The 22256-nt window shown below is 43.8% G+C and carries 19 protein-coding genes; 10 read left to right on the forward strand and 9 right to left on the reverse strand.

What is annotated here, in order from left to right; translation table 11 throughout:
- Positions 1–47 precede the first annotated feature (47 nt).
- Positions 48–368: an ATP-dependent Clp protease adapter ClpS gene (gene clpS / locus OO774_RS10640; protein WP_264902291.1), complete on the reverse strand. Its 321-nt coding sequence runs from the start codon at positions 366–368 to the stop codon at positions 48–50.
- A gap of 712 nt (positions 369–1080) precedes the next feature.
- Here clpS and cspD point away from each other — a divergent pair.
- Entirely contained in the window at positions 1081–1299 is a 219-nt protein-coding gene (cspD, locus tag OO774_RS10645) for a cold shock domain-containing protein CspD (protein ID WP_264902292.1), read from the forward strand.
- 149 nt (positions 1300–1448) lie between these two features.
- Here cspD and OO774_RS10650 read toward each other — a convergent pair whose 3' ends face one another.
- Positions 1449–3674 (reverse strand): NADP-dependent isocitrate dehydrogenase, encoded by a 2226-nt coding sequence (locus OO774_RS10650; protein WP_264902293.1) that lies wholly within the window; start codon positions 3672–3674, stop codon positions 1449–1451.
- 310 nt (positions 3675–3984) lie between these two features.
- On the opposite strand from OO774_RS10650, the gene OO774_RS10655 reads away from it, so the two are divergent.
- Positions 3985–4686, forward strand: coding sequence for a pseudouridine synthase (locus tag OO774_RS10655; RefSeq protein ID WP_264902294.1), 702 nt, complete (start codon positions 3985–3987; stop codon positions 4684–4686).
- 75 nt (positions 4687–4761) lie between these two features.
- On the opposite strand, the gene OO774_RS10660 is transcribed toward OO774_RS10655, so the two are convergent.
- Both OO774_RS10660 and OO774_RS10665 read right to left on the reverse strand, forming a co-directional pair.
- Positions 4762–5424, reverse strand: coding sequence for a DUF2057 domain-containing protein (locus tag OO774_RS10660; protein ID WP_264902296.1), 663 nt, complete (start codon positions 5422–5424; stop codon positions 4762–4764).
- A gap of 166 nt (positions 5425–5590) precedes the next feature.
- Positions 5591–6592 (reverse strand): porin, encoded by a 1002-nt coding sequence (locus tag OO774_RS10665; protein WP_264902297.1) that lies wholly within the window; start codon positions 6590–6592, stop codon positions 5591–5593.
- Positions 6593–7108: 516 nt separating this feature from the next.
- On the opposite strand from OO774_RS10665, the gene dinG reads away from it, so the two are divergent.
- From dinG to xthA, 5 genes are all read left to right on the forward strand, one after another.
- Entirely contained in the window at positions 7109–9184 is a 2076-nt protein-coding gene (gene dinG, locus OO774_RS10670; protein ID WP_264902298.1) for an ATP-dependent DNA helicase DinG, read from the forward strand.
- A gap of 14 nt (positions 9185–9198) precedes the next feature.
- On the forward strand, positions 9199–9984 hold the full coding sequence (locus OO774_RS10675) for a TSUP family transporter (RefSeq protein ID WP_264902300.1): 786 nt from the start codon (positions 9199–9201) through the stop codon (positions 9982–9984).
- Positions 9981–10526: a primosomal replication protein gene (locus OO774_RS10680; RefSeq protein WP_264902302.1), complete on the forward strand. Its 546-nt coding sequence runs from the start codon at positions 9981–9983 to the stop codon at positions 10524–10526. The genes OO774_RS10675 and OO774_RS10680 overlap by 4 nt, the downstream gene beginning before the upstream one ends.
- Positions 10526–10693, forward strand: a complete 168-nt coding sequence (gene rsmS / locus OO774_RS10685; protein ID WP_264902305.1) for a pleiotropic regulatory protein RsmS — start codon at positions 10526–10528, stop codon at positions 10691–10693. Before OO774_RS10680 ends, rsmS begins: the two co-directional genes overlap by 1 nt.
- Positions 10694–10799: 106 nt before the next feature.
- The gene (xthA, locus tag OO774_RS10690) at positions 10800–11606 is read left to right on the forward strand and encodes an exodeoxyribonuclease III (protein ID WP_264902307.1); all 807 of its coding nucleotides are present in this window, start codon (positions 10800–10802) and stop codon (positions 11604–11606) included.
- 73 nt (positions 11607–11679) lie between these two features.
- On the opposite strand, the gene OO774_RS10695 is transcribed toward xthA, so the two are convergent.
- The 5 genes from OO774_RS10695 to OO774_RS10715 all read right to left on the reverse strand — a co-directional run bounded on the left by OO774_RS10695 (position 11680) and on the right by OO774_RS10715 (position 16492).
- Positions 11680–12357, reverse strand: a complete 678-nt coding sequence (locus tag OO774_RS10695; RefSeq protein WP_264902309.1) for an ABC transporter permease — start codon at positions 12355–12357, stop codon at positions 11680–11682.
- A gap of 3 nt (positions 12358–12360) precedes the next feature.
- Positions 12361–13101: an ABC transporter permease gene (locus tag OO774_RS10700; RefSeq protein ID WP_264902311.1), complete on the reverse strand. Its 741-nt coding sequence runs from the start codon at positions 13099–13101 to the stop codon at positions 12361–12363.
- Between the two features lie 81 nt (positions 13102–13182).
- Positions 13183–13953: an ABC transporter substrate-binding protein gene (locus OO774_RS10705; protein WP_264902313.1), complete on the reverse strand. Its 771-nt coding sequence runs from the start codon at positions 13951–13953 to the stop codon at positions 13183–13185.
- Between the two features lie 83 nt (positions 13954–14036).
- Positions 14037–14807 (reverse strand): ABC transporter ATP-binding protein, encoded by a 771-nt coding sequence (locus OO774_RS10710; protein WP_014231302.1) that lies wholly within the window; start codon positions 14805–14807, stop codon positions 14037–14039.
- Positions 14808–15037: 230 nt separating this feature from the next.
- On the reverse strand, positions 15038–16492 hold the full coding sequence (locus tag OO774_RS10715; protein ID WP_264902316.1) for a flagellar sheath protein A: 1455 nt from the start codon (positions 16490–16492) through the stop codon (positions 15038–15040).
- A gap of 457 nt (positions 16493–16949) precedes the next feature.
- On the opposite strand from OO774_RS10715, the gene OO774_RS10720 reads away from it, so the two are divergent.
- The 3 genes from OO774_RS10720 to pflA all read left to right on the forward strand — a co-directional run bounded on the left by OO774_RS10720 (position 16950) and on the right by pflA (position 22180).
- Positions 16950–18497, forward strand: a complete 1548-nt coding sequence (locus OO774_RS10720; protein ID WP_264902318.1) for a DUF3360 domain-containing protein — start codon at positions 16950–16952, stop codon at positions 18495–18497.
- A gap of 305 nt (positions 18498–18802) precedes the next feature.
- Positions 18803–21079: a formate C-acetyltransferase gene (gene pflB, locus OO774_RS10725; protein ID WP_264902320.1), complete on the forward strand. Its 2277-nt coding sequence runs from the start codon at positions 18803–18805 to the stop codon at positions 21077–21079.
- Between the two features lie 360 nt (positions 21080–21439).
- Complete coding sequence (gene pflA, locus OO774_RS10730) at positions 21440–22180, forward strand: pyruvate formate lyase 1-activating protein (RefSeq protein WP_264902322.1); 741 nt, start codon at positions 21440–21442, stop codon at positions 22178–22180.
- The last annotated feature ends 76 nt before the right edge of the window (positions 22181–22256 follow it).

Here is a 22256-nt window from a genome sequence, read left to right on the forward strand (position 1 = left end):
AGTACCTCCCGAAAAAACAACTGGGTTGTTCGAGCAAGTCTTCTTTATTACGCTTGCTCCATAGTGCAAAGTAACGGATGTTCATTTTCCTTTGCGTACATCGTAACTTGCGCTACTTTTGTCTCGGCAATTTCTGCGCTGTACGTCCCACAAACTGCCTTTCCTTCATAGTGGACCTTGAGCATTATTTGAGTCGCTCTATCTATATCATGTGAAAAGAATCGCTCAAGCACATCTATGACGAAATCCATAGGTGTATAATCATCATTGTTGAGTACAACGTTATACAGCTTAGGTGGCTGAATTTTTGTACTTTCTCGCTCCAGAAGATCAGAGTCTGGAGTGACCCATTCAAAATTTTTACTCATGGCAATTTAAAGTTATCGTATCAAAGGGTTGATGTTTTCGACCTATAAAAACAATCTACCACAAGCATGCAGCGCGGTGTAGTGAGAAGTGACACCGAAATAGAACTTTGATCGATAAAAGTTACTACCTATATAGAGACTAATGCACCTATTGCAGGGGTGCAAATAAAAGATGCTTATCGATACGGTACTCAAAATATTACCGCAACCACTGCTACGATTTCTTCCCCACATTTAATGAATACGATACGAATGCGTAAACCGTATAAGATCACATTTCGTTCTTGTAAGACGATATTTATCACGAATACGTCACTTTTTATGCATTCAGAGGATTTCACTGACTTAACAAACACAAATAGTATGGCTATTTTTTAACTTGTCTCTTTTCAGCTAAAACATCTAAACATCAGCGTACCGCCAGGAAACTCTTTGCAAAATTGTTAATCTCAAAAGTGATTTGTTTTCAATAATGTTTCTGTTTGTTGCAATGCACTATTGACTGTGGGGACTGATTGACTACAGTGGAGAGTGTTGATGCATAAATCATCATCTGTGCGAAGCTATGGTTTTTCGCATAGTGAGGGTTTACATCGGCACGATGAACGAATTGAAATACGTTTGTCAGCAGTCGTTAATAGTAGTTTCAAGTTAAAGGTATAACTTGATCGTAGTAACAACATCAGTAAAGAATGCATGAGGGATGTATAGCATGGCTACAGGTACAGTAAAGTGGTTTAACAATGCCAAAGGATTTGGGTTTATCTGTTCTGACGAAGAAGAAGGAGATATCTTTGCCCACTACTCAACTATCCAGATGGACGGTTATCGTACACTGAAAGCAGGCCAACAAGTCTCATACGAGACGGAAAAAGGTCCAAAAGGCTGTCACGCAAGTAGCGTAGTGCCAATTGAAGACCAAGCTAAATAATTAGAGCGCTGTCGAAAACCATTGCTCTCGTAAAAATGGATGCGACTAAAGTTTAAATCTATTGTTACGTAGAGAAAATTAAACCCGCCAAGTAAGCGGGTTTATTATTATCTGAACAACACACCGCGAACGGTGTGTTCAGCTGGATATTATTTATCGATAATTGAGTTCAGAATTGCACTTGGACGCATTAGTTCAGACGTTAATGAATCATCAAGTAGGTAGTAACCACCTAGCTCACCTTTCACGCCTTGTGCGTTGTTCAACTCAGCAACAATCGCTTCTTCCTGCTCTGATAGTGCTTTTGCAATCGGTGCAAATTCAGCTGCCAGATCAGCATCTGCCGTTTGCTCAGCCAACGCTTTTGCCCAGTACGATGCTAGGTAGTAGTGACTACCGCGGTTATCCAGCTCACCCACTTTACGTGATGGCGACTTGTTGTTATCTAGGAACTCACCTGTCGCTTTATCCAGCGTATCTGCCAGAACTTGTGCTTTCGCGTTGCCTGTAGCGACGCTTAGGTGCTCTAAAGATGCAGCTAGCGCTAAGAACTCACCAAGAGAATCCCAACGAAGATGATTTTCTTTTTCAACTTGTTGAACGTGTTTCGGAGCTGAACCACCAGCACCCGTTTCAAACAGACCACCACCATTCATCAGTGGAACGATTGACAGCATCTTAGCTGACGTACCAAGCTCAAGAATTGGGAACAAGTCAGTCAGGTAGTCACGTAGTACGTTACCTGTAACAGAAATGGTGTCCAGACCTGCTTTGATACGCTCTAGTGAGTACAGACATGCGTCTACTGGTGACAGAATCTTAATTTCTAAACCGTCAGTATCGTGATCAGGTAGGTATGCGTTCACTTTCTTGATAAGCTCTGCATCGTGTGCACGGTTTTCATCTAGCCAGAACACTGCAGGAACGCCTGTTGCGCGAGCACGAGTCACCGCTAGCTTAACCCAGTCTTGGATTGGAGCATCTTTCACCTGACACATACGGAAGATGTCGCCTTCTTCTACTTCTTGCTCAAGTAGAACCTGACCCGCTGTATCAACAACACGTACTGTACCTGCAGCATCTAGGATAAACGTCTTATCGTGAGAACCGTACTCTTCTGCTTTTTGAGCCATTAGACCAACGTTTGGTACGCTGCCCATTGTTGTTGGATCAAATGCACCGTGCTCTTTACAGAAATCAATTACTGCCTGGTAAATACCTGCGTAGCAACGATCTGGAATCAATGCCTTAGTATCTTTTTGCTTGCCGTCAGGGCCCCACATTTGACCAGAAGAGCGAAGCATTGCTGGCATAGACGCGTCAACGATGATGTCGCTTGGTACATGAAGGTTGGTGATACCACGGTCAGAGTCAACCATCGCTAGTTCAGGCTGAGTTTGGTAAACCGCCTGAATTGCCGCTTCAATCTCTTCTTTTTGTGCTGCTGGTAGTGATTCGATTTTCGAGTAAACATCACCAAGACCATTATTTACATCAACGCCAAGCTCTTCGAATAACTTACCGTATTTAGCAAATACGTCTTTGTAGTACACTTTTACAGCGTGACCGAAGATGACAGGGTCAGAAACCTTCATCATGGTCGCTTTCATGTGTAGAGACAGCAATACGTCCTGTGCTTTTGCTTCAGCAATTTCTTTTTCGAAGAACTCAACCAGTGCTTTCTTCTTCATTACTGAACTGTCGATCACCTCTTTATCGAGTAGAGGGAACGCAGCTTTAAGTTCTTTGACTGAACCATCAGCTGCAACAAACTCGATTTTTACGTCTGTCGCACCTGAAACGGTAGTCGATTTTTCACTGCCAAAGAAGTCATTACCAGACATGCTAGCGACATGTGATTTTGAATCCGCAGACCATGCCCCCATTGAATGAGGGTTTTTCTTCGCATAGTTCTTAACAGAAAGCGGAGCACGACGGTCTGAGTTACCTTCACGTAAAACCGGGTTTACTGCACTGCCCTTAATCTTGTCGTAAGCCGCTTTAATCGCTTCTTCTTCATAAGTCGCCGGCTCATCTGGGTAGTTCGGTAGATCGTATCCTTTACCTTGAAGCTCTTTAATTGCCGCTCGCAGCTGCGGGATAGATGCAGAAATGTTTGGCAGCTTAATGATGTTCGCTTCTGGTGTTTGCGCTAGATTACCAAGCTCTGTCAACGCATCGCCAATACGTTGTTCTTCTTTCAAATGCTCTGGGAAGTTAGCGATAATTCGACCTGCTAGTGAAATATCACGAGTATCTACATTGATGCCAGACGATGCAGTAAACGATTGGATGATTGGTAGTAATGAATAAGTTGCAAGCGCCGGTGCTTCATCAGTGATGGTGTAGATAATTGTAGGCTTTTCTGTAGGCATGAAATTTCCCTATTTTTTAATCAACTTGTTGGTTGATCAACTCAAGTTCTGAGTTGGTTTCTTTTACGCACTGCGCTGATGAGAAGTATGATTCAACTCGATAACGCAACATGCGGTGTGCACCCTTTGTTATAGTTTGAAGCGCAGGGCTCTGAATCCATGAGTGCACTGATATAATTAAACAATTAACACGAAATAGTCTATCATTCTGTGCGCGTTTATTAAATTTAGGCGCGCAAATGATATCCGATCATAAGAAAAGTTGAAACTTTCAAATACAGTTCATTTACATTTTTGTAGGGTAGTTAACATGACATCTCGCACAGGGTCTGAAAAAGGTCGTCGTAGTCATCAATCTAAAGAGGGGCATTTTAAACGTTCTGAAAAGTCTAATCGCTCCCGTACGCAGCCAAGTAATAAGCGACGCCCTACCCGCACAGCCCAAAATCAAAAATCACGCATCGACCCTAAGGACCGCAAGGTTGTCGTCTTTAATAAACCTTACGACACGCTCAGCCAATTTACTGATGGTGATGGACGTAAAACACTCGCAGACTACATTCCGGTGAAAGGTGTCTATGCCGCAGGCCGATTAGATCGTGATAGTGAAGGCCTGATGGTACTCACTAACGATGGTATTTTGCAGGCAAAATTAACACAGCCTAAGTCTAAATCGCCTAAAACGTACTGGGTACAAGTCGATGGTGCACCTGAAGAAGCCGATCTTGATAAATTACGTCAAGGGGTAAAACTAAAGGACGGTATGACGCTACCAGCGAAGGTTGAGGTGATGGATGCACCCGAGATCTGGGACAGAACGCCACCGGTTCGCTTTCGTGCCAATATTCCTACGACTTGGTTGGCGATAACCATCATTGAGGGGAGAAACCGACAAGTGAGACGTATGACTGCTCATATTGGCTTCCCTACTCTGCGTTTGGTGCGTTTTTCTATGGGGAATATCGAGTTAGGCGATCTACAGCCGGGTGAGTGGAAAGAAATAGAGCTCTAGCCACTTTAATGAAAAAAGCCAGCAGCATCAGCTACTGGCTCCATAAAAGCAGTCATCTACGTTGAGTAAGTGCGATTACTGTTGGTCAACCAACCACTTACGGAAGGCTTTACGCTCGTTCGGCGACAATTTCAAATACGACATTTTCGCTTTTTGCATTTCCAGGCTATCTGGGCCTGCAGACTTAGCTGCCTGCTGCGTACCGTTTACTAAACTCGTGCCGGCAGCGGGTGCGATTGCACTGCCCGCAAAAGTAATGCCGTTGGCTGCGTTATAAATAGCAAGTTGCTCATCAAGGTTTGAATAAGGGAACGTGCCCTTTTTTCCCACCATTTTGACTTGGTCGTAGTTTATATCGCTGTCATTAAGGCTAACATTCCAATCAATCTTATCGCCTTCAAACACTTTTTTGGCTTGCGTTAGCTCGTTCAGTTGCGGACCGTCGATTTCCAACTCGCCACCATCGACATCCAAAGTAAGAATATAAGGAGCTGAAGTGAAGTTACCGCGCTTTTCACCGCGGCCTAACATTGTATTCATACGCAATACGACTTGATTCGATCCCGTCGCCAGCATAAATGGCTCATCCATCTGTTTTGCATCTTGGCTATTGATAAATAGCACTTCAACCCCCAGAGCCGCATCTAGTTCCGTCAATGAACTGGTATTCGCATACGCATTAGGGACGCTCAGCGCAGAAAGCGCCATTAAAATCGAAGTCCAAATTGTACGTTTCATGATTTAACCCTTTTTTATCATTAAGTTTTATACCCAAATAATCTCAAAGCCTGATATCACCATGCAATTTAAGCTCAGTTGGGTATAACGCTTACCGCTTCCCTATATAATCAAAAAGGCCGCATAAATGCGACCTTTGGATTACATTCAACTTGATATCAAGTTATTAGAATGTGTAGTACATACCTGCTACAACACCTTCACCTTCAACTTTGTTGTTGCTGTCTGTTTTCTGTTCAGCATCAGAGTATTCAATGAACGCTGCGATGTTGCTAGAAACTGCGTAGTCTGCACCAACAGTGTAGTAGTTGATTTCTTCGTCGTTGTCACCTTCAGTGAAACCGAATGAAGTGTAAAGACGTGCTTTTTCGATTTGGTAGTCTAAAGCAGCAGAAACTGTTTCTAGATCTGTAGCGCCATCGATGTCTTCAGACACGTAGTTCACTGCTGCACCGAAGTTAGCTACGCTCATACGTGCCGCTACACCCATGATTTGGTGATCATCACCTAGACCACGGTTGCCTTGATCTTGGTAAGTTGCGCCTACAGTGAACATTTCGTTGAATGCGTACTGAGCAGATACACCGTATGCTACATCTTCATCTTCATCAGAAGATAGGTAAGAGTCAGCAATTAACTTAAGACCACCAGTTGTGTACTTCACTGAAACTGCGTGACCAGCAGACTCTAGAGAGCTCACGAAGTCATCCATGTAACCAATGCCTTCGTTAGTGTTATCGATTGTGATTGCGTCTAGTGAGTCACCGAAATCACCGATTTCACCTGCAGCAATACCGAAGTTTTCACCGATGCTGAAACCGAAGTAAAGGTCATCAGTTTTCATTTCGTGACTGTCATCCGCCAAAACGCCTGACCAGCTGTCGAAACCGTTGCCGTTTTCGATTTCGAAAGAACCGAATGCAGTTACGCTATCGTTTAGCTTGTGAGTTGCGTCGATTTGGATTTTTGCCCATAGGTCTACGTCAACATCAGAAGAAGATTTCGTAGATACACCAGCTTCAGTTTCTGTTACTTCAGCAGAGCTTAGGTAAGTATCGATTTCACCTTTAATGTTGAACGTTGTAGTGCCGTCATCATAGATGTTACCTGCTGCTAGAGCAGAAGTAGATACAGTTGCAACTGCTAATGCTAAAAGAGTCTTTTTCATAATTAATCCACTGCCTTTTCTTAGTTTGGGATATCCTTTCCGAATTCCCTTTTTTTATTTTTTTGAGCGCTAGCGTTAACTAGTTGTTACGCAATGCTTTCCCAAAATCTGCGCTTAGAGTGCAAAAGATTATTCTGCCTGTCAAATTTTCTAAACCTAAATGTAAAAAAACAAAAAATACCTTACTTAACAACAAGTTGACATTTTATGTGTCATTTTTTAGATTAACATCTAAACAATAAACTTGATTCTTTCACAATTACACAACCATCAACGACAGATATAAACACCATGAACAGCGCGAAATTAACTCAAAAGTTTAGATTTAAAATCTAAATTATCCTTATCATTTAGTGTTTTATATAGAAACAGTACTGAACTCAATTTCATTTAGATAAGGTTCAATCTTTTTTTGTGAAGAAGATCCATATTCCGAACAAAAGCATTCCATTTTGTGAACTACTTTACAGCTAGCGATGTGTGCTACTATGCGCCTCCAACGCATTTGAGGCCCGTATGCTGACCAGTAACATTCAAAAATCGATTCGCACTAGCTATCAAAACCTGCAAGCGCAGCTTGATAACTTTGTTCCGAGAAGAGCACAAAACTATCTCGTCGCTGAAATAGCGAAAACACTTTGTGGTCAATATCATAAATCCAACCGAATACTGGTCGCGGAAGCAGGAACGGGAATTGGTAAATCGCTCTCCTATCTGATGGCAGCCATTCCAGTTGCCGTTCATAACAATCGTAAAGTGGTGATATCTACCGCCACTGTCGCCTTACAAGAGCAGCTGATTAACAAGGATTTACCTTTATATCGCCGCCTAACGGATAAAGAGTTTTCTTTTATTCTTGCTAAAGGTAGGCAACGTTATTGCTGCGCTGAAAAACTGGCAACGGCGAGCGGGGTCGATGGCGGCCAATTAGCAATGTTCGAAACCAAACCCAAGAAGAAAGACATTGAGCTATTGGAGACGATGTATCGCTCTCTAGCTCAAGGCAAATGGGATGGGGATCGTGACTCCTGGCCAAAACCCATTGATGACCAGCTGTGGCAACTGATTGTCAGTGATAAGCACAGTTGCAACAACAGCTTACCAGGACATCGTGGCTGCCCGTTTCAAAAAGCTCGCTCAGAACTGGATAAAAACGACGTCATCATTGCAAACCATTCATTAGTCATGGCCGATGCCGACTTAGGGGGGGGCGTGATTTTACCTGAGCCTGAAAACACCATTTATGTGTTTGACGAAGCGCACCATCTACCGCATGTCGCCCGCGATCATGCGTCTGCCTCAGCGAGTTTAAAAGGTGCTGCTGCATGGTTAGAAAAACTCAATCAATCGATCGGAAAATTTTCTTCATTAGCCGATGAAAAACGCGTATCTCGTTTCCGTAATGATTTACAGGAATCAGTGCAAACGCTTATCCCTGAGCTTAGCCAGCTACCAAAACAGTTCGACCCAGCACACTTTGACCAAGACATTTATCGATTTGAACACGGAGAACTGCCAACCTGGCTGGAAAACCAATCAAAAGAGCTCAAACAAGCGAGTAAAAAGGCCAATCAAAGCGTGGCAAAAATCGCCGATCTTATTGCAGAAAGAGTAAAAGATGGCGAACTGGCGACAAGATTAGCCGAGCCTGCATTAGCTGAGCTGGGGTTTTATATTCAGCGCTTAGAGAATCTGGCTCAAGTTTGGAACCTGATGGCGGAGCCTACACGTGAAAAAGGTGCACCTCTGGCGAGATGGCTACAAAAACATCCAGATCGTGAAGGCGACTTCATCGTCAGCGTCTCGCCGTTAGAAATTGGCTGGCAGCTTGATCAGCAAATCTGGAGCCGATGTATTGGTGCGGTATTGGTATCAGCGACCATCAGAGCACTCAATTCGTTTCACTACTTTTGTCATCAAGCTGGCATTGATGGCAAAGCAGAATCCGGTACTCAATTTTTAGCTTTGGCTTCTCCATTTGATTATCAGAATCAGGCGGAGTTACTTATTCCTGCAATGAAGTATGAGCCTCCTGCACCGCAGTTTACTGAATATCTTATTGACATTTTGCCTAAGTACTTGCAAGACAAAAAAGCCAACTTGGTATTATTCTCTTCTTATTGGCAGATGAACCAAGTCGCCGAAGCATTGTCTACAGACTTTGTTAAACGAGGATGGGCGTTGCAAGTACAAGGGGAAAGTTCACGTCAAGAAATTCTAAAAAAACATAAAAAGCTAATAGAAACAAATAAAACCAGCGTTCTATTTGGTACAGGAAGCTTTTCTGAGGGGCTTGACTTACCGGGAGACCTTCTCGAAAACCTAGTCATTACCAAGATACCATTTGGTGTTCCGACTTCTCCTGTAGAACAGGCTCACTCCGAATACATCGAAAAGAAAGGCGGGAATCCGTTTATGCAGATCACGGTGCCGGACGCCAGTAAAAAGCTCATTCAAGGTGTGGGGCGCTTACTGCGAAAAGAGCGCGATTCTGGTAGAGTAACCATTCTAGATAGACGCCTTGTCACAAAACGATATGGGCAAGCCTTAATCGATTCGCTGCCACCATTTAAACGTAAAATAGAATATTAGAAGAAAAACCATTTATGGAAATGATTGAGCCAGGCATGTTGCTGGTGTTGGCGCTAGTCGCTTTTGTTGCAGGATTCATCGATGCCGTTGCGGGTGGCGGTGGTATGCTGACCGTACCCGCTTTATTATCTTTGGGGCTACCACCTCATATTGCTTTGGGTACAAATAAACTCGCAGCAACCTTTGCTTCTTCAACGGCGGCGTTTACTTATTACAAGAAGCGCTTGTTTCGTCCGCAATGCTGGGGAAGAGCCTTTATTGCCACCTTAATCGGCGCAACTTTGGGTACATTGTTTGTCGACGCAATCAGTACAGAATGGCTTGAAAAAGTTTTGCCGCTGATTATTTTGGCTGCAGCGCTGTATACGGTTTTCCATAAAACACCGCAGACGACGCATCAAAGCCCAACGCCTGAGCCTTGCCCTTTATTGCATAAAAAGCAGTATTTCCAAGGTTTCTCTATCGGTTTCTATGACGGACTTGCAGGCCCGGGCACTGGTGCATTTTGGACCGTGAGCTCTATGGCACTATACCGTCTAAATATTTTGCTGGCTTCTGGTCTGGCAAAAGCGATGAACTTTACCAGTAACTTTACTTCTCTGATTACTTTTGCGCTATTAGGGCATATCAACTGGGTGCTAGGCTTAACGATGGGGCTATGCTTAATGGCAGGTGCTTTTGTCGGCGCTCATTCTGCGATTCACTTTGGTGCTAAATTCATTCGCCCAGTATTTGTTACCGTGGTGAGTATACTTGCTATTAAATTGGCTTATGATGCTTGGTTTGTAGGGTTAACATGAACATCGATCAACTTTCAGCACATTTAGAGCAAATGGCAAAACAAGCCGCCATGCTTGATCGTCAAAGGGGTGAGCATCATGTGCCACTTTTTGATGAACGTCTGTTTAGTTGTCGTTCTCGATTACTCACACCATGCGTCAAAGAAGCAAAATCAACACTGAGTACTATTGTCCGCGAACAAGACGAAGGGAAATTAACCGCCCTGCGCGCTGAATATCTGACTGAACGCTTGGTTGCACAGATTGCCGCCATCCAGCGGGAGATTTCAACCACCAAAATTCGTAAGAACGAAATCAAGCACAGCAGCCATTTTCGAAAACCGATCAATGTTCTGTATCAAGAGCTGGCTCAGCATCAGGAGTGGGCTCGTCGTTTACGAGAAATGGTACTTGAAAAAGAGAGAGCAGTAGCAACCGCTCCGAGTTTTATGCGCGCAGAAGCGCAGAAGGTTTTACTAGCGACAGAACAACGGCTGGAACGCTGCGAAGCGGCTTTAGTTAAGCTCGAAAACCAAATCACTCACAGGGAAAAACATCAGTAATGTCTGACCAACCAACCTCTCCTCTTGACGATGCTCCAGATGATGTAAAGCTGGCCGTCGATCTTATCTACTTACTCGAGTCAAATGAAGTTGACCCTGAAGTTGCGCTAAGTGCTTTGAAAATCGTGCAGTTAGATTTAAAGAACAAATTAAAATCTAAACAGTAAGTTGGCTTTAACACTAGCTAGCTACTGCATTTTGTTGAGAACCATTTTCACCGCGATTCAGCAATGCTACCATTCGGGACAAAGACGCCCTCGAGAAGGATAAAAAATGAAAGTAATCAGCTTTAACATCAACGGACTCCGTGCGAGACTGCATCAGCTCCAGGCGCTCATCGATAAACATCAGCCAGATGTTATCGGGCTTCAGGAAATTAAAGTTCATGATGAAGCGTTTCCAATAGCAGATGTCGAAGCCATGGGTTACAAGGTGTACTTTCATGGTCAAAAGGCGCACTACGGTGTCGCAATGCTGTGTAAGCAAGAACCTATCAGTGTGCAGAAAGGTTTTCCAACCGATAACGAAGAACATCAAAAGCGCATGATCATGGCGACCTTTGAAGACGAAAATGGTGAAAAGGTAACGGTACTCAACGGCTACTTCCCTCAAGGGGACAATATCAGCCACGAAACCAAATACCCGTATAAGCGACAGTTCTACAAAGATTTGATGACTTACTTAAATGATCATCATAATAACGACGAACAATTGATTGTTATGGGCGACATCAACATCAGCCCAATTGATGACGACATCGGCATTGGCGAGCCAAACCGTAAACGCTGGCTAAAAACGGGCAAATGTTCCTTCCAACCAGAAGAACGAGAATGGTTGAAAATTTTATTAGACTGGGGCTTTGAAGATACTTTCCGTAAACTGTATCCAGAAGTGAATGATCGCTATTCGTGGTTTGACTACCGTTCTCGCGGTTTTGATGATAACCGTGGTCTACGAATCGATGTGATTCTGGCAACGCCTTCACTGGCACAGAAGTGTATCGAGTCAGGTATCGACTATGAACTGCGTGGTATTGAAAAACCATCTGACCACGCTCCAATTTGGTCAACGTTCAAATAGTTTCAGACGGATTCCAAACCACAAAAAGAGCGCATTAACGCGCTCTTTTTGTGTATCAAACGACAACCATTAGTTAGCTTAACGGACGTGTGTAAGCCAGAAAACGCTTCTCCGCATGCTTAAAGCACCATAGGATGATAAACGTCAGTGACATATAGAATAAACCAGCGGTTAAAAACGACTCGAATGGCGCGTAGTAACGTGAGTTAACCAAACGAGCTGCACCGGTTAGATCCATGATGGTTACAATGCCCGCTACCGCACTACCGTGCAGCATGAAGATCACCTCGTTTGAATATACTGGTAATGCTCTGCGTAGTGCACTCGGTAAAATGATACGACGGTAAGTCTTAAATTTACTCATTCCATACGCTTTAGCCGCTTCTACCTCACCTTTTGGTAAGCCATTAATGGCGCCTCGGATAATCTCCGCCGTGTAAGCTGAAGTATTCAATACGAAAGCAACCAATGCACAAAACCAAGCGTTTTCCCAGAGTGTGTCTTTTACCGGGAAGAACTGATCCATACCGTAATAAATGAGGTAAAGCTGTACTAGCAGAGGCGTACCACGGAAAAAGTAGATAAACGCCCATGCTGGCATGCTCAACGCATAGTTTTTACTGTTTCTTGCAACCGCCATCGGAATAGACACGCACAATCCGATAATCAGTGAAAGCCCCACCAGCCATACAGTGGTCCAAAGTCCACTCAGGTAAATTGGGAAACTTTCAATAATCAGTGAAAAGTCCATAATTTACCTCGCGTGAATACTAAACTTGCGTTCAACAAGTTTAAGTAAACCTGTAGAAACGCTGGTAAAGAATAGAAATATGATGGCGACAGCCATGTAGAACGTAAATGGCATTTTTGTCGAGCCAGCAGCCAAAGAACTCATTCTCACCATGTCATCAAGACCAATAATAGAGACCAGAGCGGTGGTTTTAAGCAACACTAACCAGTTATTACCAAAGCCTGGTAAAGCATGACGAATCATCTGCGGTAAAAGAATTCGTCTGAATGATAAAACCGCGTTCATACCGTAAGCTTTCGCTGCTTCAAGCTCACCTCTGTCGACGGCCATAATCGCACCACGAAACGTTTCCGCCATGTAAGCACCAAAGATAAAGCCAATCGTTAGTACACCAGCAATAAATGGGCTCACGTCGATGTAATCTGGTAGATATGACGTCCACTCATGGTTAGGGTCACTCGACGCAAACCATTCATTTAACGTTTCATTGATAGAATAAAGACTGTTGTTCAAAAGTATTTGTCCACCAAAGAAAATCAGCATCATCAGAACCAAATCTGGGATACCGCGAATAATGGTGGTATAGAGAGTGGCAATGGCTTTTGCCCATTTATAAGGTGATAACTTGGCTAAAGCACCAAGCATGCCCAGTATCACTGCAAGTAGCAGAGAAAGCACTGCAACTTCAATAGTTACTATAGCTCCTGCAAAGATGGAAGCTTCGTATCCTTGTAAATCCAGCATAGGTGAGTTCCTAATCCCTAAACTCAAAAGATCGACCGCTGACTACTTCTAGGAACAGGCCAACGGTCGCTTAATTACGACTTATTCGCCGTAGATATCGTAGTTAAAGTATTTACCGGCAAGCTCTTGGTAAACACCTTTATCACGTAGTGACAAAATCGCCGCGTCTAGTTTCTGCGTCAGGTCTTTATCTTGCTTACGAACCGCAATACCAAAACCTTCGCCGAACCATTTCGGATCAGTAAGCGATGGGCCAACAAATTCATACTCGTCACCGCCAGCTTTGTTTAGTACACCTTCCTCTAACGCCGAAGCATCGCCCAGTACCGCAACAACGCGACCATTGGCAAGATCGAGATAAGCCTCATCAAATGAGCCGTAACGTACGATCTCAACTTTGTCACCGTAATTGTCAGTCAGGTATTTATCGTGCGTAGTTGCACGTTGTACTGCAATCTTTTTGCCATCTAGGTTGTCAAAGTCTAGATTAGCGCCTTTCTTCGCAATGAATTTGTTAGGAATGAGTGCGTATTTACCAGTGAAGTCAACTTTCTTCTTACGCTCTTCGGTAATCGACATTGCTGCAATAATTGCGTCGTATTTACGTGCGAGAAGAGAAGGAATAATGCCATCCCAGTCTTGAGCAACGATCTGACACTTCACTTGCATCTCTTCACAAAGTGCGTTTGCCATATCGACGTCAAAGCCTTTTAAAGAGCCGTCAGTTTCAGTCCAGCTAAACGGAGGATATGCACCTTCAACACCAAAGCGAACTGTTTTCCATTCTTTCGCTTGAACGGCGCCAGATACTGCCGTTGCAGCAAGCGTTGCTGCTAATAACCACTTTTTCATTTCCGTACTCCTGTGATTTCCATTTTATTTGATTTTGTATGTTGTGTTGGCGTGGGAGGCAAAAATCTGCCTCCCAAAGAATCTTAGTAAATCGATGAAATAAACTGCTGTAAACGCGGTGAATCTGGGTTAGTAAATAGCTTAGCAGGATCTCCTTGTTCTTCTACCAGTCCTTGGTGGAGGAACATTACATGGTTCGATACATCGCGAGCAAATGCCATTTCGTGAGTCACTACCAACATGGTACGACCTTCTTCTGCCAAGTCTCTCATTACCCCCAGTACTTCTCCAACTAACTCTGGGTCAAGCGCAGAGGTTGGTTCATCAAACAGCATCACTTCTGGATCGACAGCCAAAGCGCGAGCGATTGCAGCACGTTGTTGTTGACCACCAGATAAATGCCCTGGGTAATAATCCTTACGTTCGTAGAGACCCACTTTTTTGAGTAGTACTTCTGCGTTCTCAATAGCTTGAGCTTTCGGCACACCCAATACGTGCACGGGTGCTTCAATGACATTTTCTAAAACAGTAAGGTGAGACCACAGGTTAAACCCCTGGAATACCATCGCAAGACGAGAACGAATACGCTGTACTTGCTTTTCGTTGGCAGGTACCGATTCCCCAGCTCGGTTATTCTTCATTTGAATAAGCTCACCGTTTACCCAAATTTCGCCGGCAGTTGGTGTCTCTAATAAGTTGATACATCTGAGAAAAGTACTCTTGCCGGAGCCGGAAGAGCCAATGATAGAGATAACATCCCCTTTATGTGCAGAAAGAGAAATTCCCTTAAGGACTTCATTTTGTCCAAACGTTTTGTGCAGGTCTTTTATATCTAGCGCTGGTACATCAGTCATGCGCTTTACTCCCTGTGTTTTTTACTGCTATAAGGGACTCCGCCCTATCTGATTCGGAACAAATTAGCACCCCGGCTCGAAAGTTGCAACAAATGATTAACCTAAATAAATAGAATAGTTAGATAGGATAGCCAAATTAATATGCAATATTTAGTACTATATGCTTTATTTCTTGAATATTATGTATAAAAAAGCCCCTGCAGTGAGGGGCTAATTATATTATAAAAGTGTTAGTTAGTTCTCTCTAACAGCAGTGTTTTTGTCTGAGCAAGACGGTTACTGATCGCCCTGACTTCTTGTTCATTTTTAACGATACCCAGCACATCTTCCATAGTGTCCTGGCCATCACCATTCGCATAAGCGGCTAGGAAATCTGCGACTTTGACATCACCACTTTGTTCTGTGAAAACATAGTTTTGCGTAATTAAAGAATCGTCTGAAATCACAAGACCGCTGGCGGCATCAGACGGCACACTTGAGTAATCAAGTTCAGGTACGACAACGCTATCATTGATGGTTGAATAAATGGAGTGACGTACAACGTATGGCGTTGCGCCCACCGTTGTACCTTCTTGGTAACTCACTCGCTGCAAGCCATTTTCATTACCCAAACCAATACTGTCACTTAAGTAAACCGTACGGTTTAAAACGCCTGGTTTAGTATCTTGAGTGTTGCTTACAGCAAAAAGTGATACGTCATCAACGTCAATAGTCCAATCATCGGCTACAACATCGGTGTATTGTGCATCCCACCCAGAGGTTACAATGGTCCCATCAACACTGAATGCCCATACGTCACCATTTAGTGTGTCGGGGTGGTAGAACTCGCTCGTTCTCTCCACTTCCGCTAAACGATAAGAAAAGTTCTTGTAAATGGTGTCAATATCAATGGTTGTGAAATCAATACCGGAATTATTCACCACTGGAGTAGATGTATTACCAGCAAATACCATGCGGTCATCCGTCCAGTCCTCAAAACCGTATTGGTAAAGGGCGGAACGTGAATCTGTGCGGTACTGCGCAACCATCGTTTTCTCTGTGCTAACGGCGGTCAAGGTTTCACCTTTCGTGAAGCGAGATTCGTTTGCAGTGACAGTTTCATACTGAGAATCGAAGTAGAATGTTGAGTAAGGATTACCTACTGCGTCTTCTGCCACTTTGTAGTCGAGACTTGTCTTGTTTGTCGTTTTATCATTATCGCCCGTTAAACAGGTTGTGTTGCTTACATTGGCTTGTGCGGAAAGGTAGACATTGCGTAATGAAGAATCCGACTCTAACAATTGTTTTGAGAACGTCAGCGCGTTAAGAATAGTGCCGTTCGCTTCTTGAATCGTCACGCTGCCATCATCAGGAATGGATTGTAGGGTGATGGTCAGCTTGTCATTGCTTGCCGTCACTAAATCTCCGGCACGCTCGCCAGTTGCATCAGAATAGTATGCCGTTAACTGACTGTCGAGTACGCCACCTATTGTATGGTAATTGAGGACTTGTTCGATGCCATTTGAGGTAAATCTATCGTAAATCGTACAAGAGCCATTACTTGCTAATGCTTGAGTTTCAGCGGTCACAAAAGTGAACTTATACAGCGTTTTTGGTGTGCTGCTACCGCCACCGCCGCCGCCACCACAACCGACCATTAATCCAGAAATGATTGCCACTAACGGCACTACTTTAAGCTGTTTCATGTTTTTTTCCTAAACTGAGCGGCAATGATTAGCCAAAAAAGTTTTCTTACCCGGTTTAAGCAAGATTAAAGCCAGCTTTAAATGCACTTGAACAATGCCTATATTTTACGTGCCACTAGTGTGATATCGTCTCGAAAATTTCTAGTTTTATGCAACTTGTGTAATGAAATTACGTTACAAATTAGCCTTTTATTCGTGAAACGGACACATTTTGTAGTTTTATTTCACATCGATTATTTAAAGTGATCTAAATCAATCACCCAAAATGGCTATCTTGTTAGACTCCAGCCACCATTTGAGGAAAATTTTGTGCCTCAACACAACAAGTTATTAGCTATGCTTAGGCGCAAGGTTAACATGCAACAAATCTAATAATAGCTAGCATAGGGCGAACCGCTTAATGCGGAACAACGCAACTTAGTTAAGAATTCATAACTTTTAAATATATGAGGAATCTATGTCAGACGCAGTGAATAAAGCGCACTCTGATTCAGATATCGAGACCAAGAGCTACCGAGAGCTTCATCGTCCAGCATCTGAGTTCGACAGCCGTTCAGACTATCTAGACCACGAACTGCAAATCATGAAGCCACGTCGTTTTGGCTTAAACTTGCCGGGTCGTGATTTCCGTTTCGAGCTTGAAGATTTTGTTCCTGCTATTGCGGGTACGATCGGCATTATCGCGATGTATTCTGCAGTAATGATGTCTTGGGCAGAGGGTTTAACCCAGGCTTGGGATCATGTGCATTTGACAAAAGAGTTCGCGATTGAAGTTGCTCGAGTAGAAATGCTTATCCCTGCCCTGCTTTTCTGTATTTTAGCTTCAGGTGTCTTTAACCCTAAAGCTAACCTTGCTGGTAACCATGGTCCAATGATTCCATTGATTGGTACTATCGCTCTGGCAGGTGCTCACCCTCTAGCTCTTGCGATTCTTATCGGTATTTTTGGCCTTCTACTCTCATTTTTTAAAGGCGGCTCAAAACTCGTCAACCTCACTTCTGAAGGTACCGCCGGTGGCTTGCTTATTTTCTTGGGCTTGACGGGTACGATTAGCCAAATCAATTCCATTCAAGCATGGGCGACAGGTCTACAGTCAGCAGATGTAGCAGCAGGTAGCATGGGCTACGTTGGTTTTGTCGTTCTTGGTATTACTGTTGCTATCTACGCTTACCTAGCGAAAATCAACAAACGTTGGCTAGCAATTCCAGTGTGTGCGTTTACAGGTCTGGCTATCGCTCTTATTTTCGGCGCTGGCTTCGATATCAAATTCGAAACTCAAACAGGTTTGCCTAACCTTAACCCTGTATACTGGTGGGGCAGCACAGAAGAAGGCTGGATGCTTGGTTTACCAAATGCAGAGCACTTCATCGCATCACTACCGTTCGCTATTCTTGCTGTTGCTATGTGGTCACCAGACTTCCTTGGCCACCGTATCTTCCAGGAAATGAACTACCCGCGTAAGACAGAAAAGGTACTGATGGACGTGGATGACACCATGACCATGTGTTCATTCCGCCAAATGGTTGGTACTGCAGTTGGTGGTGGTAACATCACTTCATCTTGGGGTACTTACATGATCCCAGCCGCTATCGCTAAACGTCCGATCCCGGCAGGTGCAATTCTTCTTGGCTCTCTATGTATTATTGTCGCAATTCTTGGCTTCCCAATGGACGTTGCGGTATGGCCACCAGTAATGCGCGTTGCACTGCTAGTAGGTGTATCTCTTCCGCTACTTGAAGCCGGTATGCAAATGGTTCGTGACACGAAAGATTCACAAGCTGCTGGTATCTGTATCTTTGCATCGATCGTTGCTAACCCAGTGCTAGCTTGGGCATTAACCATGTTCTTAGATAACAACGGCCTGATCGGTGATAAAGAGCGTGCTTCACGCTTGTCATTCATGGATAAAATTATTATTCCTGTCACCGTATTCATTATCTGTTTGGTTGCTATGCTAGCAGTTGGTATGCTAGAAGCTCAATATGGATTAAAAGCTTGGCTATAATGCTTAACGCTTAAAAAAATGTTTGGGTAGCGCTTGTCGCTACCCCATTTTTATCCAAAAAGTTGAGCATTTATTGATTTAGTTTAAGGTTTGCAAAAAAATTTTAGTTTAACCTGCAATTGTTGCTTCAAAAGGTAGACGGTTAAAACAGTGACAATATTTATAGTTTTGTGACCCCAAATTGTGATTTTAAGACTATAAATATTGTTATTCATAAGAGTGTACTGTTCCCCTATTTTTCTGGGGATAGCTGGCTCAACGGCGAAGCAGTACGTATTTTTTTCTACTAAAAAGGTAGGTATGTCATGGCAGAGCAATTTGCTAAAGCTTGGGAAGGTTTTGCTGCAGGTGATTGGCAAAACGAAGTAAACGTTCGTGATTTCATTCAGAAGAACTACACTCCGTACGAAGGCGACGAATCTTTCCTAGTTTCTGAAGGTACTGAAGCAACAAACAAGCTTTGGGCTAAAGTAATGGAAGGTATCAAACAAGAGAACGCGACTCACGCTCCTGTTGATTTTGATACATCTGTTATCTCTACCATCACTGCTCACGATGCAGGCTACATCGAAAAAGATCTTGAAACTATCGTAGGTCTACAAACTGAAGCGCCTCTAAAACGTGCGATCATCCCTAACGGTGGTATTCGCATGGTTGAAGGTTCATGCAAAGCATATGACCGCGAACTAGACCCACAAGTTAAGAAAATCTTCACAGAATACCGTAAAACACACAACGCTGGTGTTTTCGATATCTACACTCCTGATATCCTTGCATGTCGTAAGTCTGGTGTACTAACTGGTCTTCCTGACGCATACGGCCGTGGCCGTATCATCGGTGACTACCGTCGCGTTGCGCTTTACGGTATCGACTTCCTAATGAAGGACAAACTAGCTCAGTTCACTTCTCTACAAGAGAAATTTGAGAACGGCGAAGACCTTCACATGACGATGCAACTTCGTGAAGAAATTGCTGAGCAACACCGCGCTCTAGGTCAAATCAAAGCAATGGCTGCGAAATACGGTTGCGATATTTCTCGCCCTGCTGAAACTGCACAAGAAGCTATCCAATGGACTTACTTCGGCTACCTAGCTGCTGTTAAGTCTCAAAACGGTGCTGCAATGTCTCTAGGTCGTACTTCTACATTCCTAGACGTGTACATCGAGCGTGATATCGCTGCAGGTAAGATCACTGAAGATCAAGCTCAAGAAATGATCGACCACTTCGTAATGAAACTACGTATGGTTCGTTTCCTACGTACTCCTGAGTACGATGAGCTATTCTCTGGCGACCCTATCTGGGCAACAGAATCAATGGGTGGTATGGGTCTTGACGGTCGTACGCTAGTAACGCGTTCCAACTTCCGTTTCCTAAACAGCCTATACACTATGGGTCCTTCTCCAGAGCCAAACATCACTGTTCTTTGGTCTGAAGCACTTCCAGATGGTTTCAAACGTTTCTGTGCAAAAGTATCTATCGATACTTCTTCTATCCAGTACGAAAACGACGATCTAATGCGTCCAGACATGGAATCAGACGATTACGCTATCGCTTGTTGTGTATCTCCAATGGTTGTTGGTAAGCAAATGCAGTTCTTCGGTGCTCGTGCGAACCTTGCTAAAACTATGCTTTACACCATCAACGGCGGTATCGATGAGAAGCTGAAGATCCAAGTTGGTCCTAAGATGGACAAGATCGAAGGTGAATACCTAGATTACAACGAACTATGGGAAAAAATGGATCACTTCATGGATTGGTTAGCTAAGCAGTACGTGACTGCACTAAACAGCATCCACTTCATGCACGACAAGTACAGCTACGAAGCGTCTCTAATGGCTCTACATGACCGTGACGTTAAACGTACAATGGCTTGTGGTATCGCTGGTCTATCTGTTGCTGCTGACTCACTATCTGCAATCAAGTACGCGAAAGTGAAACCTGTACGTGACGAAGATGGTCTGGCAATCGATTTTGAAATCGAAGGCGATTACCCTAAATTCGGTAACAACGACGCTCGCGTAGATGACATCGCTTGTGAACTTGTTTCTGTATTTATGAACAAGATCCGTGAGCTTAAGACTTACCGTGATGCTATCCCTACTCAGTCTATCCTGACTATCACTTCAAACGTGGTATACGGTAAGAAGACTGGTAACACGCCTGATGGTCGCCGCGCTGGTACTCCATTTGCTCCAGGTGCAAACCCAATGCACGGCCGTGATGAGAAAGGTGCAGTTGCATCATTGACTTCAGTAGCGAAACTACCGTTTGCTGACGCTCAAGATGGTATCTCTTACACATTCTCTATCGTGCCAAATGCACTAGGTAAAGAAGAAACTAGCCAACGTGCTAACCTTGCGGGTCTAATGGATGGTTACTTCCACCACGAAGCTGGCATCGAAGGTGGCCAACACCTAAACGTAAACGTGCTTAACCGCGAAACGCTAGAAGACGCAGTTAAACACCCAGAGAAATATCCTCAGCTAACTATCCGTGTATCTGGTTACGCTGTACGTTTCAACTCTCTGACTGCAGAACAGCAAGCTGACGTTATCGCTCGTACATTCACTGAGTCACTATAAGACTGTCGCGAAATAACGTTTAAGTAATACAATGCGAGCCGGTGCTGAAAAGCATCGGCTTTTTTATTTCTGTCCAGCGATCGCTGTCGTGGGAGCAACTTAGTGCAACCAAAGCTATAGTGCAAATGTCATTTTCACAGTGAAAACTCCAGAGTATAAAGTGTCTCAAACCGACGTTTTGGGTATGGGACTATATTGAGCCTTTACCTCCTTTTAAATAAACTGCTGAACTGTTCAATAAACGACTCATTGACCCATTGATTACTCCTAATACCACCCCTACTCTTACTACAAGACTGTTTTAACCCTGCTTTTTGTAATAAAATAACAGCATTCTTATATAAGTCATGAGAGCAAAAGATGTCAGCAACTGGTCGTATTCACTCGTTTGAGTCATGTGGTACCGTAGATGGACCTGGTATTCGTTTTATCGTCTTCTTGCAAGGTTGTTTGATGCGTTGTAAGTATTGTCATAACCGCGATACTTGGGATACACATGACGGTAAAGAAGTTACCGTAGAAGAAATCATTGCGGAGGCGAAATCATACCGCCATTTCATGAACGCGTCTGGCGGTGGTATCACTTGTTCAGGCGGTGAGGCTATGCTTCAACCTGAGTTTGTTCGTGACTTTTTCCGAGCGGCGAAAGCCGAGGGTATTCATACCTGCCTGGATACTAACGGTTATATTCGTAAGCATACTGATGTGATTGACGAAGTACTCGACTCCACTGATCTCGTGATGTTAGACATCAAACACATGAAAGATGAAATTCATCAGGATTTAGTCGGTGTATCGAACAAAAGAACGCTGGATTTTGCCCGCTATCTAAACAAGATCGGCCAAACAACCTGGATTCGCTATGTTGTGGTTCCTGGTTATACAGATGATCCAGAAGCGGCACACATGCTGGGTGAGTTTATCAAAGATATGGACAACATCGAGAAAGTGGAGCTGCTTCCTTACCACAAGCTGGGGGCACATAAATGGGAGGCGCTTGGTTTAGAGTATCCTCTTGAAGGCGTCAATCCGCCGCCTAAAGAGACGATGGATGAAATACAGTCGATTCTTTCTCAGTACCACCCAAATGTAAAATACTAAGTCAGACAGCTTACCCACTATAAGAAATGCCAGCTTTTTGCTGGTATTTTTTTATTTCGTGGCGTCGGATCTTATT

Source organism: Vibrio sp. STUT-A11 (assembly GCF_026000435.1).
Taxonomy (GTDB): domain Bacteria; phylum Pseudomonadota; class Gammaproteobacteria; order Enterobacterales; family Vibrionaceae; genus Vibrio.